We start from the raw sequence: 12,157 nt of genomic DNA, 5'->3' as shown, positions 1-12,157 counted from the left end.
CATGCACCTATGGTGGGACTCATGGCCACGCACGACCTCGCGCTGCGGGCCCGCGACCTGGTTCGGATCCACGACGCGGTGCTCTCCGGCACCGCCCCGCCCGAACGCCCGCGCGCCGTGGTGGCGCGGTCCTGGGAGCGCATGCTGAGCCTGGGCATCGATCCCGACGGACGCAACGGACGCGAACCCCTGCCGCCCTCCGCCGTCGACGACCGGCGTCGCGACTCCCGGCTGTCGCTGGTGATCGACGAGATCCGCGAGCTCCTGCTCAGTGCCGCCGACGCGTCGAACTACCTCGTCGTGGTCACCGACGCCGACGGCGTGGTCCTCTGGCGCTCCGGGTCGTCCCGGGTCAGGCGCAAGGCCGACGTACTCGGCTTTGCCGAGGGCGCGACCTGGACAGAGAGCGCCGTCGGCACGAACGCGATCGGCACCGCGCTGGCCGAGGCGGCGCCCGTGCAGCTGTTCTCGGCCGAGCACTTCGAGAACGCCCAGGTGCCGTGGTACTGCTCGGCGTCCCCGATCCATGACCCGATCGACGGCTCGCTGCTCGGCATCGTCGACGTCAGCGGCCCCGCACTCACCCTGCACCCGGCGATCGAGGCGCTGGTGACCGCGTCCGTGCGGCTCGCCGAGGCCCGGCTGTGGCGGCACCACGAGGAGCGGCTGACGCAGCTCCGTCGCTCGGTCGAGCCGTTGCTCTCCGGTGTCAGCAGCCCGCTGCTCGTCGTCGACGACCACGGCTGGGTCGCCGCCCACCAGGGCGTCGCCGTGCAGAACCGGGTCGAGGCCCCCCGGGCCGATCGTGTGGTGGCAGTGCCGGGCCTCGGGCTGTGCCTGCCCGAGCGGCTGCGTGGTGGGTGGCTGATCCGTGCGCGGGCCAGCGAGAGCGTCCTCACCGCCACCCTCGACCTGCGCACGACGCCCGCCGTGCTCGAGGTGCGCGGGCCCGACTCGCCGTGGCGGGTCACGCTGTCGCCCCGGCACGCCGAGGTGCTGTCCGCACTGGCTGCCGCCGGCCCCTCGGGTGTCACGGCCGGCGCGTTGAGCCAGCGCCTCTACGGCGACAGCGACCACCAGGTGACCGTGCGGGCCGAGATCTCCCGCATGCGACGGGCGCTCGGCGCCCTCCTGGCCACCAGTCCCTACCGGCTCGGCGACGGGGTCGAACTCACCGTCCTCCCCGCTCGCTGAGACACCCGCTCGCTGAGACACCCGCTGGTTGAGGAGGCGCGCCAGCGCCGTCTCGCAACCAGGCACCCTCCGCCTGCGAGACCCCTCACTCCTCAACCACCGTCGGCGGTGTCGGCGCATCGACATAGGGTGGATGCAGCATGAGCACCTCATTTCCGATCCCCGGCCTCGAATCCGTCGAGCCCGCCCGCACCCCGTCCAACGAGGCCCTCCTGGAGGGGCTCAACGAGCCGCAACGTGCGGCCGTGATCCACGCCGGGCGACCGTTGCTGGTGGTCGCCGGCGCCGGCTCCGGCAAGACCCGGGTGCTCACCCGGCGCATCGCCTGGCTGATCCGCGAGCGCAAGGCGCACCCCGGTTCCATCCTGGCGATCACCTTCACCAACAAGGCCGCCGCCGAGATGAAGGAGCGCGTCGAGGACCTCGTCGGCAAGCAGGCCCGCATCATGTGGGTCTCCACGTTCCACTCCGCCTGCGTGCGCATCCTGCGGAAGGAGATCACGGCGCTCGACTTCGGGGGCTCGAGCTTCAAGTCGACGTTCTCGATCTACGACGCGGCCGACTCGAAGCGGCTGATGACCCTGGTCTGCCAGGACCTCGACCTCGACGTCAAGCAGTACCAACCCCGCGCCGTCCTCAACTGGGTCTCCAACCAGAAGAACGAGCTGAAGGACCCCGACGACGCCGCCAAGGACACGCACAACAAGTTCGAGGAGAACTACGCCGCGGCGTACGCCCTCTATCAACGGCGGCTGCGCGACGCGAACGCCCTCGACTTCGACGACATCATCATGTTCACGGTGCACCTCTTCCAGTCGCTCCCCGAGGTGCGGGAGGTCTACCGGCGTCGGTTCCGGCACGTGCTGGTCGACGAGTACCAGGACACCAACCACGCGCAGTACGCACTCATCCACCAGCTGTGCGCCGACTCCATGGAGGAGACCGAGTCCGGCGGCGAGCGGGTCGCGCCGGCCGAGCTGATGGTGGTCGGTGACGCCGACCAGTCGATCTACGCGTTCCGTGGCGCCAACATCCGCAACATCCTCGACTTCGAGCAGGACTTCCCCGACGCCACCTCGATCCTGCTCGAGCAGAACTACCGCTCCACGCAGACCATCCTCAACGCCGCCAACTCGGTGATCGGCAACAACGCCGGCCGCAAGCCCAAGCGCCTGTGGAGCCAGGCCGGTGACGGCGCCGCGATCGTGGGCTACGTCGCCGACGACGAGCGCGACGAGGCCCGCTTCGTCTCCGAGGAGATCGACAAGCTCACCGATGCCGGTGACGCCCGTCCCGGCGACGTGGCGGTGTTCTACCGCACCAACGCCCAGTCGCGGGTCTTCGAAGAGGTCTTCATCCGCACCGGCCAGCCCTACAAGGTCGTCGGCGGCGTGCGGTTCTACGAGCGTCGCGAGGTGCGCGACGCACTCGCCTACCTCCGCATGCTGGCCAACCCGGCCGACGAGATCTCGCTGCGCCGCGTGCTGAACACTCCCAAGCGCGGCATCGGCGACCGTGCGGAGGCCTGCGTCTCGGCGTACGCCGAACGCGAGCGCACCATCTTCTGGGAGGCGCTGCGCCGTGCCGACGAGGCGCCCGGCATCGCGACCCGTTCGCTCAACGCGATCCGCGGGTTCGTCGCGATGGTCGAGGAGCTCCAGTCGATGGTCGACGCGGGGGAGCGCCCCGACGTGATCCTCGAGTCTGTGCTCGACAAGTCCGGCTACCTGGCGGAGCTCGAGGCGTCCGACGACCCCCAGGACGAGACCCGCGTCGAGAACCTCGCCGAGCTCGTGGCGGTGGCCCGCGAGTTCTCCGACGACCCGGTGGCCGGGCCGTCCGCCGACCCCAGCGACGTCGACGCCGGGACGGTCACCCCGGGCCTGGGCGACTTCCTCGAGCGCGTGGCCCTGGTGGCCGACACCGACCAGATCCCGCCGCCCCCGGCAGACGGCGACGACGGAGAGGCGGCCGACGCCCAGGGCGTGGTCACCCTGATGACGCTGCACACCGCCAAGGGGCTGGAGTTCCCGGTGGTGTTCCTGACCGGCCTCGAGGACGGCGTCTTCCCACACATGCGCTCGCTCGGCGACAAGCCCGAGCTCGAGGAGGAGCGCCGGCTCGCCTATGTCGGCGTGACCCGGGCCCGCGAGCGGCTCTACCTCTCCCGCGCCGTCATGCGCTCCGCGTGGGGCGCACCGTCCCACAACCCGGCCTCACGCTTCCTCGACGAGATCCCGGCGACCCTGGTCGACTGGCGCCGTACGGCGGGGGCGCAGACGTCGTGGAACCGGCCCGACCTGAGTCGCTCCTCGGGCATCGACTTCAGCCAGCCCACCGCCGCCGGACGCCGCAACTTCGGCAGTGCCGCCGCTCGTCTCGACGCGGCCAAGAAGGCCAAGCCGGCTCGCGAGAGCCCCTCCCTCGAGCCCGGCGACCGGGTCGTGCACGACTCCTTCGGCATGGGCACCGTCGTCGCCGTCGAAGGCGTGGCCGACAAGTCCGTGGCCTCGATCGACTTCGGCTCCGAGGGTGTCAAGCGGCTGCTGCTCCGCTACGCCCCCGTCGAGAAGCTCTGATCCAGGACGCGCCAGCGGACTGGATGATGGTGGTCGAGCGAGCCGCGCGACTGAGGAACGAAGTCGCGACCGGCGTGTCGAGACCCGGTGAGATGCGCGCCGGCCTCCGCTCAAAGGCCGCCTTCCCTCGTCCGTCTTGCATGGCACGCACTGGAGCCGACCGCAGGGACGGGGATTCCGAGCTCGCGGGTCGTCAGGGCGCGCAGGATCCGCTGACGCGGCTCCGTCAGGGAGTGACGCCGTGGGCGACGAGCGCCTGGTACGGGTCGACCGGGTCACCGGCGCCGGGGCGCACCTCGAGGTGCATGTGCGGGCCGGTGGTGTTGCCGGTCACGCCGACGTAGCCGACGACGTCGCCCGCGCGGACCGTGTCGCCGACGGCGACCGCGAACTCGTTCATGTGGCAGTACCACAGCTCTTCGCCGTCATCGGTGGTGACGATGATCTGGTTGCCGTAGGCGCCGGCGTACTCGGCGGAGGTCACCGTGCCGTTGGTGACCGACATGATCGGGGTGCCGACCGGGGCCGCGAAGTCGAGGCCGGTGTGGGTGCTCGACCACAGGCCGCTGGACTGGCCGAAGGTGGCGGTGAGGCGGTAGCTCGAAAGAGGCAGCTGCCAGAGGTTCAGGGCGATCTTCTTGGCCTGCTTCTCGGCGTCCTGGGCGAGACGCTGGAGCTCGACGTTGCGCTGCTCGGCGGTCGCCTCGGCGGCGGCCTGCAGCTTCTCCTCGCTCGAGTCGGCGAGGGCGTCACGGCGGGAATCGCGGGAGACGGTCTCCTTGCGCTCGGCGCGGGCGCTCGTGGAGGAGATGACGCTCTCGCCCGACAGGGCGTTGGCCGCGGAGGCGACGTTGAAGCTGTCGGAAGCGGTGGAATTGCTCGGCGCCTCACCGGCGGCGACGGCGCCGGTGGCCGACACGGTCAGTGCGGCGACACCCAGCAGGACCGGGGCGGAGGGGAGCTTGCGGAAGAGCTGGCCGCGCGATCCCGCGTGCTTGACCGCACGGCGCTTGCCGGCGGAAGAGGTGGCGGCGGGGATGCCGACCGAGGTTCCCGGGGTCGCAGACTTCGCTCCACGACGGGGAGCTCGGTGGTTGCCCATACAAGAATCCTCAAACCTCGGGGGATGAAGCAGCCTCAGACTGTAACGGACTCCCCGGGGGGCGTGTAAATCGAGGGTGTCGTCCATTGTGGACAACGTCGGACAAGTCTGTGTGATGTTCGCCAGGATTTCTGCTCATGGTGACCGGTCACACGTCCCATTCCCCAGACCCTCGTTGGGGCCAGGTCCGCAAACGGGTCTAGGGTGCCCAATGGAATCCCCGGACTGTAACGAATAAGAAAAAGGACTGGGTGGATGTCAGACCTGATGGAGTACCAGGCGAAGGAACTCTTCGCCAAGCACGGCGTCACCACGACTCTCGGAAAGGTCGTCGAGACCGCCGAAGAGGCACGTGCTGCCGCTGAGGAGCTGGGCGGCGTGACCGTCGTCAAGGCTCAGGTGAAGGCTGGAGGTCGCGGCAAGGCCGGCGGCGTCAAGCTCGCCAAGACCGCGGACGAGGCCTTCGAGCACGCCTCGAACATCCTCGGCATGGAGATCAAGGGCCTGACCGTGAACCGGGTCCTGATCACGCCGGCGACCCCGCCGGTGGAGGAGTACTACTTCTCATTCCTGCTCGACCGCTCGAACCGCTCGTACCTCTGCATTGCCAGCGTCGAGGGCGGTGTGGAGATCGAAGAGGTCGCCAAGACCAACCCCGACGCCGTCAAGAAGATCCCGATCAACGCCCTCACCGGTGTCGACGAGGCCAAGGCGACCGCGATCGTCGACGAGGCCGCGTTCCCCGCGGAGCTTCGTGACCAGGCCATCAAGATGGTCCAGGACCTGTGGAAGGTCTTCGTCGAAGAAGACGCCACGCTGGTCGAGGTCAACCCGCTGGCCCGCCTCGAGGGCGACAAGCTCGAGGCCCTCGACGGCAAGGTGTCGCTCGACGACAACGCCTCCGAGGTGCGTCACCCCGAGCACGAGGCCTTCGAGATCCGCGAAGAGGCCGACCCGCTCGAGGCGAAGGCCAAGGACAAGGGCCTCAACTACGTGAAGCTCGACGGCTCCGTCGGCATCATCGGAAACGGCGCCGGTCTGGTCATGTCGACCCTCGACGTCGTTGCCTACGCCGGCGAGAACCACGGCGGGGTCACCCCGGCGAACTTCCTCGACATCGGCGGCGGCGCGAACGCCCAGGTGATGGCCGACGGCCTCGACGTGATCCTCAACGACGAGCAGGTCAAGAGCGTGTTCGTGAACGTCTTCGGTGGCATCACCGCGTGCGACGAGGTCGCCAACGGCATCAAGGGTGCCCTGGAGATCCTCGGCGACGCCGCCACCAAGCCGCTGGTCGTGCGCCTCGACGGCAACAACGTCGACGAGGGTCGCCGCATCCTCAACGAGCTGAACCACCCGCTCGTGACGCAGGTGGACACCATGGACGGCGCGGCCGACAAGGCCGCCGAGCTGGCGAACGCCTGAGAAGGACGAAGACATGTCTATCTACCTCAACAAGGACTCCAAGATCATCGTCCAGGGCATGACGGGCGGTATGGGCTCCAAGCACACCACCCTCATGGTCGAGGCGGGATCCAACATCGTCGGCGGTGTCAACGCACGCAAGGCCGGTACGTCGGTCGAGCTGGCCGGCAAGGAACTCCCGGTCTTCGGCTCGGTCGAAGAGGCGATGAAGGAGACCGGCGCTGACGTGTCCGTCGTCTTCGTGCCGCCGGCCTTCACCAAGGACGCCTGCATCGAGGCCATCGACGCCGGCATCGGCCTGCTCGTGGTCATCACCGAGGGCGTGCCGGTGCAGGACTCCGCCGAGGTGTTCGCCTACCTCGACGGCAAGTCGACCCGCATGATCGGCCCGAACTGCCCCGGCATCATCACGCCGGGTGAGTCGCTGGCCGGCATCACGCCGCACACCATCGCCGGCTCCGGCCCGGTCGGTCTCGTGTCCAAGTCGGGCACCCTGACCTACCAGATGATGTACGAGCTGAAGGACTTCGGCTTCTCGACCGCCATCGGCATCGGCGGTGACCCCGTCATCGGCACGACGCACATCGACGCGCTCGAGGCCTTCGAGAACGACCCGGAGACCAAGGCGATCGTGATGATCGGCGAGATCGGTGGCGACGCCGAGGAGCGTGCCGCGGCGTACATCAAGGACAACGTCACCAAGCCGGTCGTCGGCTACGTCGCGGGCTTCACCGCCCCCGAGGGCAAGACGATGGGCCACGCCGGCGCGATCGTGTCGGGTTCCTCCGGCACCGCGCAGGCGAAGAAGGAAGCCCTCGAGGCCGTGGGCGTCAAGGTCGGCAAGACGCCGTCCGAGACCGCCGCGCTCATGCGGGAGATCTTGCAGAGCCTCTGATCCACCGTTCCCGCCGCTCGTCGGCGGGAGACACACCGACCCGTCGCCAACTGGCGACGGGTCGGTGTCATTTGTTGCCGAACTGGCGACGGGTCAGCCCCAGTCGTCGGCACCCGGCAGGTCGAGGTCGAAGGGCACCGACTGGTCGAGGTCCCGGATGATCATCTCGGCCACCCGGTCCGTCTCGGCCGATGCGTCCGACGACCTGGCGATCAGGGAGTCGACCTGCCCGCCCGAGGCGTAGTGCTCGCAGACCTTGCACAACATCACCCGGTCGCTCAGCTCCTCCGCCGCGGCACCGCGCAGCATGACCGCGAAGGATGCCGGCTCCTCGCACATGCGGCACACCGCGTCGAGGAGGTCGGGGTCACTGGCGTCGAAGTTCACTGCGTCCTGCCTCCGTTGGTGACTCACCGTTGCTGCCGTCAGGGTACGCCGCCGGCTCGGACGCCAGCGACGAGAGCCTCCACCTGTACGACGAGCGCCCCGGACCCACTCGGGTCCGGGGCGCCGCGTGCTTCGCGATCAGTCCATGCAGTCCTGGTCTGCGTGCTCGAGCTGGAAGGCGGTCACTGATCCACCGTCAGTCAGGAAGAACCAGCTCTTCCCGTCGACGGGTGCGGTGTTGTAGGCGTCCTGGCCGCCCAGCTCGCCGTACGCCGCTCGCACGTCGGCGACCGTTGACCCGACCCCGATGCCCTCGGGAGTCTTCATGCCGGGTTGGGCGAAGATCATCGCCAGCCCGTGCTTCTTGCTGACGAACGCGTGCACCTGCCCGCTGATGTTGGGGTGGACGGTGTCTTCCCAACCCTTGATCGTGACGGCCCGGCACGCTGCGGTCGGGTCGTCGGCCGGGGCGATGGTGACCAGTCCGGTGGCCTCCAGCTCGGCGGCCGTCATGCCGATCTTCAGCTCGCCCCAACCGTCGGGACCCAGGACGTCGTCCGAGGAGGACTCGGTGCCGCCGTCCGACCCTGAGCCGCACCCCGCGACGGTGAACCGGCACATTGCCGCGATCGCCTGGGAGGCTTCGCTGGTCTGCCGGTCGACCTGACCCTGGCCGTTGTCGGTGCCCGGGTAGCCGGAGTGGCCGTCGTGCCGGATCACCAGCACCGACAGGCCGTTGCGGATCACCATGGTGGAGCCACCCAGGGGTGAGTCGCCACCGTCGAGCGTGTCGCGCTCGAGGATCGCCCAGCCCTCACCGCCGAAGGGGATCTTGCGCACCGTGCGCTCGGTGACGTAGCCGTCGTCGCGCACCGGGTCCTCCGGGCAGGCCTGCATCATGGCGATCAGGTCGGCGACCGCCGCGACGGCCGCGTCGGCGTCGGCGTACGTCGTGAGCTGGCGGGCCCGGTAGTCCTCGGCGTTGGTCCACTCGGCGCGCAGCCGGTCGGCGTACTCCGGCTCCTGCCAGGTCTCTCCGCAGGCGTTGAAGGGCAGCGACTCGAGGGTGCGGTTCGGGCCCTGCAGGCCCAGCTCCTCGGTCTCGGCCACGGAGTCGTCCGGCCAGCCCGTGCCCAGCGGGTAGTCGTCGGGGATCGTCGTCGGGACGTCGTCCGACGAGCCGGAGCCCTGGTCGGGATCGACCTCGGACGGCTCTAGTGGGCCGACGTTGTCGCCGAAGAGGTCCAACTCGGGCACGAGCTGCCCGAGTCCGTCACGGGAGGTCTCGACGCCGGGCTGCACGTCGCCGCTCCACACGCCCCAGATCGAGGTCACCAGCACGGCCGGGCCGTTCGTCACGACGTTGACGACCTGCACGGTGGGCTCGGTCTCGGCACCCCGTCCGAGGTCGAGCGTGATCGTGTTGCCGGGCCACGAGTCGTCGGCGGGTTGGAGTGCCACGGTGCCGTCGGGCGTCTTCTCGGCCGCACAGTCGCGGGCCGCGTCGAGGACGGCGACGTGGGCGGCCCGCGCCTCGTCCTGGTTCTCCAACAGGTAGAGGGTGCGGGTCACCGAGGTCTCGCCACCGGACACCTCCGCGCTGCGTACGTCGAGCGTGGGGAGGTCGGACAGGGGCGTGGTCCCGCAGTAGTCGAGGTCGTCCATCTGGCCGTCCTCGGTGACCTGGGCGCCGCCCATGCCGACGTCGAGCGCGAAGTCGTCGGGGATCGTGGTGAGGAAGCCGGAGGTCGTCCTGTCCGTGGTCTGCGTCGGGTCCACGGCCGGATCGGGGCCCTCGCCCTGGTTGACGGCACCGGCGACGAGGACACCGGAGGTGGCGACCACGGCGACCGCGGCCGCGGCACCGAGGGCCAGCACTCCCTGGTTGCGTCGGCGGATGCGGTCACCGCGACGACGCACCTCCGAGGGCGCGAGCGGGTTCATGGGCAATCCTTCGCTGCTGAAGTTCTCGAGGTCCTTGATCGGATCAGACATGGCTGGCTCCTTCCTGGAGTCCGTGTGCGTCTGGTGGGGAGTCGGAGAGCAGCGCGGCCAGCGCCGTACGTCCTCGGGAGAGTCGGGCCTTCACGGTTCCCTCGGGGGCGCCGACCTCGGCGGCGACCGCCGCGATCGGCAGGTCGCACATGTGGTGCAGGACCAACGCCCGGCGCTGCGACTCGGGAAGCTTCTTGAGCGCGGCCACCAACGCGACCCGGTTCTCGTCGGCGGGGGCGGTGGAGGCCGGCAGTGACACGGCGCGGTCGGCCGGGCGCTTCGCGATGCGGGTACGACGCCAGCGGCTGACCGCCAGCCTGTGGGCAGTCACTCGCACCCATGCCTCGGGGTGCTTGGCCTTCTCCAGCTTTCGCCGGTGGGCCCAGGCCTTGACGAACGCCTCCTGCACACACTCCTGCGCTTCGTCCCGGTTGCCGATCATGGCGTACACCTGACCGGTGATCCGGGCAAAGGAAGCGGTGTAGAAGTCGTCGAACTCCTGCTCGTCCATCGACGTACCCCCGTCCTGGTCTTTCCTGCTCGCGTTGTCGAACGGTCTACGCGTGGCAGGGACCGGCGGTTGCACACCGCGCGGGGAAATTCTATCTGCGAGTGACTCCAGGGCTGCCGGACAATCGTGGCCGAGCGACTCCTCTTGGAATCACTCGTCTATCTGCGAGGCAGGTTCTGGATGCGCTCGAGCGCGCGGAGGCTGAGCTCGTGGAAGGCGCCGGTGCCGATGGAGTGGTCGTCGTCGGGGACGAACCCGATCTGTACGACGATGTTCCCGCGCCGGATGACCGCCATCTGGAACTGGACGGTGCGCTCGTCGGAGATCTCGGTGCTGAGGTGCCAGATGCTCACCTCGCTGGTCCTGTCGCCCTGGGCGTGCACCTGGGTGACCTTGGTCGAGAGGTCCTTGTCCTCGCAGGCGTTGAGGCGTGCGCGCACCCCGGCCACGAACTTCTTGGCCTGGGCCGGCTTGCGGAAGCGGCCCAGGGTCTCGGTCAGGCCGAACGCCTTGGGAAGCTTCGCGCGAGGGATCACGAACGTGCGCGTGGTGGCGTAGGAGATCTGCTTCGAGGTGAACTCGGTGTTGTCGCAGGTCGTCGCCGCCATGTTGGCGCGGGGGACGGCCGGGCCGGTGCCGGCCCACGGGCGGGTGACCCCCTCGACGGGCGGGAGGTCGACCTCCTGGAGCAGCCCCCGTGCCGTCACTCCGGCCGGCGGTGGAATCGGGACCGCCTTCGGGGTGGTGACGCAGGCCGCTGCCGCCTCGTGGGTGCAGAGCCCCTCGACGGCGGTGGCGGTGAGTCCGACCATCGGCTCGAGGCGCGGCTCGCGGGTGCTCTGGAACTGGCGGACCACCGTGGAGACCAGTGCGCCGGTGCGGGCCACCCCGATGGTCAGCGTCTGCTCCGGTGCCTGCCAGGTGCGCAGGACCAGGAGGACGGCCTCGTCGCCCACGCCGTTCAGCCGGTGCGTGGAGAGCAGCTGTGCGCGGCGCTCCGTGCAGCCGGCGTACCAGCCGACGACAGTGTCGTACGCCGTGTGCGCGGCGGCGTCGTCCGTGGACAGCTCGAGCGACTGCAGCGCCGTCATCGACGGCTCCCCGTCGAGGGCGAACTTGCGGACCAGGGTCGCCTCGCCCTGGGGATCGGCGAAAGGCTCCTCCTGGCACACGGTGTTGATGCCGGTGCCCCCGGTGTTGTTGCTGGTCACGGGGGCCTTCAGCGTGCGGGCCGGGGCCAGGGTGCTGATCTGTTCGCTGGTCAGCAGGTCGTCGGGGTGCAGCAGGGTGGCGGGATCGGGCTCGTCGAGGGAGGAGTCGCCGTGGGCACTGACACCGCCGAGGGCGGGGGTGGCGCCGCCGGTCTGGTGCACGACGGCACCGGCCGCGAGCAGCGCGGCGACGGCGGCCACGACCCCGACGCCGGTGTGTGCGCGACGACGGGCCGCACCGGAGCGCCGGATGATCGTCACCCGGGGGAAGCGTGAGGAGGAGATCTGGGCGCCGAGGGCTTCCAGGTGCAGCCGCACCGACGGCGAGGGGACGTTGCGGTGCAGGGAGAACTGGGCGGCCGCGGTCTGCAGCTCGCGCTCGGCGGTCTCGCGGGTGAGGCCGATCTCACGTGCCATCTGCTCCATGTTGACCGAGCTCAGCTGGGTCAGGAGCAACACCTTGCGCTGCGGGAGGCTGAGCTTGCCGAGTGCCTCGAGGGTTGCCCGGGAGGCGTCGTCGAGGGCCTTGTCGCGGTGCCAGATGCGGGTCGTGTGGTGCCGTTGGGCGAGCGACCAGGCGTGCGGTCGCACCCATGACTCGGGGTCGTCGAGGCGGGAGACCTTGCGCCAGTGGTGCCACGCGGCGATGAACGCATCGCGCACAGCGCTGCGCGCCGCGGGCAGGTCGCCGGTGAGTGCGTAGGTCTGCAGCAACAGGCGACCGCGAGTGGCGGCGTAGAAGGCGTCGAATTCGGCAGGATCGAGCATGACCCGACCACGGTACGGGGTGGCCGTGCCTCAGGCGAAACCGCCCGGAATCACCCACGCGCGGCGTGTGCAGCGATCGGAGGAGTGCCA

At 69.7% G+C, this 12,157-nt stretch carries 9 protein-coding genes; 4 read left to right on the top strand and 5 right to left on the bottom strand.

Annotated features, from left to right (window positions below; all coding sequences use genetic code 11):
- The first annotated feature begins 21 nt into the window (after positions 1-21).
- The gene (locus tag ASH02_RS17615; protein ID WP_057295400.1) at positions 22-1,194 is read left to right on the top strand and encodes a GAF domain-containing protein; all 1,173 of its coding nucleotides are present in this window, start codon (positions 22-24) and stop codon (positions 1,192-1,194) included.
- 140 nt (positions 1,195-1,334) lie between these two features.
- Entirely contained in the window at positions 1,335-3,773 is a 2,439-nt protein-coding gene (gene pcrA, locus ASH02_RS17610; protein ID WP_057295187.1) for a DNA helicase PcrA, read from the top strand.
- A gap of 226 nt (positions 3,774-3,999) precedes the next feature.
- On the opposite strand, the gene ASH02_RS17605 is transcribed toward pcrA, so the two are convergent.
- A complete protein-coding gene (locus tag ASH02_RS17605) occupies positions 4,000-4,875 on the bottom strand; it encodes a M23 family metallopeptidase (protein WP_056678695.1) in 876 nt (291 codons plus the stop codon).
- A gap of 255 nt (positions 4,876-5,130) precedes the next feature.
- Here ASH02_RS17605 and sucC point away from each other — a divergent pair, with 255 nt between their 5' ends.
- Positions 5,131-6,300 carry an ADP-forming succinate--CoA ligase subunit beta gene (sucC, locus tag ASH02_RS17600; RefSeq protein WP_200950139.1) on the top strand — a complete coding sequence of 390 codons (1,170 nt, stop codon included), beginning with the start codon at positions 5,131-5,133 and terminating at the stop codon, positions 6,298-6,300.
- A 13-nt stretch (positions 6,301-6,313) separates the two neighbouring features.
- Positions 6,314-7,195: a succinate--CoA ligase subunit alpha gene (gene sucD, locus ASH02_RS17595; RefSeq protein WP_056678692.1), complete on the top strand. Its 882-nt coding sequence runs from the start codon at positions 6,314-6,316 to the stop codon at positions 7,193-7,195.
- A gap of 93 nt (positions 7,196-7,288) precedes the next feature.
- Here the strand turns inward: sucD and ASH02_RS17590 are convergent, their stop codons facing one another.
- The 4 genes from ASH02_RS17590 to ASH02_RS17575 all read right to left on the bottom strand — a co-directional run bounded on the left by ASH02_RS17590 (position 7,289) and on the right by ASH02_RS17575 (position 12,067).
- Positions 7,289-7,582 carry a hypothetical protein gene (locus ASH02_RS17590; RefSeq protein WP_056678689.1) on the bottom strand — a complete coding sequence of 98 codons (294 nt, stop codon included), beginning with the start codon at positions 7,580-7,582 and terminating at the stop codon, positions 7,289-7,291.
- A gap of 138 nt (positions 7,583-7,720) precedes the next feature.
- A complete protein-coding gene (locus tag ASH02_RS17585; protein ID WP_057295186.1) occupies positions 7,721-9,577 on the bottom strand; it encodes a hypothetical protein in 1,857 nt (618 codons plus the stop codon).
- The gene (locus tag ASH02_RS17580; protein ID WP_057295185.1) at positions 9,570-10,088 is read right to left on the bottom strand and encodes a SigE family RNA polymerase sigma factor; all 519 of its coding nucleotides are present in this window, start codon (positions 10,086-10,088) and stop codon (positions 9,570-9,572) included. Before ASH02_RS17580 ends, ASH02_RS17585 begins: the two co-directional genes overlap by 8 nt.
- Before the next feature lie 158 nt (positions 10,089-10,246).
- Positions 10,247-12,067 carry a hypothetical protein gene (locus ASH02_RS17575; RefSeq protein WP_056678679.1) on the bottom strand — a complete coding sequence of 607 codons (1,821 nt, stop codon included), beginning with the start codon at positions 12,065-12,067 and terminating at the stop codon, positions 10,247-10,249.
- Positions 12,068-12,157 lie beyond the last annotated feature (90 nt).

Origin of the sequence: Nocardioides sp. Soil796 (assembly GCF_001429525.1) — a bacterium.
In the GTDB taxonomy this organism is placed as follows: Bacteria; Actinomycetota; Actinomycetes; order Propionibacteriales; family Nocardioidaceae; genus Nocardioides.
The sequence above is the reverse complement of the archived record's forward strand: the minus strand, read 5'-3'. Positions and strand labels throughout refer to the sequence as shown.

Excerpts from the sequence above, each read along its gene's own strand:
- sucD (WP_056678692.1), top strand. The coding sequence starts at position 6,314 with ATGTCTATCTACCTCAACAAGGACTCCAAGATCATCGTCCAGGGCATG.
- sucC (WP_200950139.1), top strand. The coding sequence starts at position 5,131 with ATGTCAGACCTGATGGAGTACCAGGCGAAGGAACTCTTCGCCAAGCAC.
- pcrA (WP_057295187.1), top strand. The coding sequence starts at position 1,335 with ATGAGCACCTCATTTCCGATCCCCGGCCTCGAATCCGTCGAGCCCGCC.
- ASH02_RS17605 (WP_056678695.1), bottom strand. The coding sequence starts at position 4,875 with ATGGGCAACCACCGAGCTCCCCGTCGTGGAGCGAAGTCTGCGACCCCG.
- ASH02_RS17585 (WP_057295186.1), bottom strand. The coding sequence starts at position 9,577 with ATGTCTGATCCGATCAAGGACCTCGAGAACTTCAGCAGCGAAGGATTG.
- ASH02_RS17580 (WP_057295185.1), bottom strand. The coding sequence starts at position 10,088 with ATGGACGAGCAGGAGTTCGACGACTTCTACACCGCTTCCTTTGCCCGG.
- ASH02_RS17615 (WP_057295400.1), top strand. The coding sequence starts at position 22 with ATGGCCACGCACGACCTCGCGCTGCGGGCCCGCGACCTGGTTCGGATC.
- ASH02_RS17575 (WP_056678679.1), bottom strand. The coding sequence starts at position 12,067 with ATGCTCGATCCTGCCGAATTCGACGCCTTCTACGCCGCCACTCGCGGT.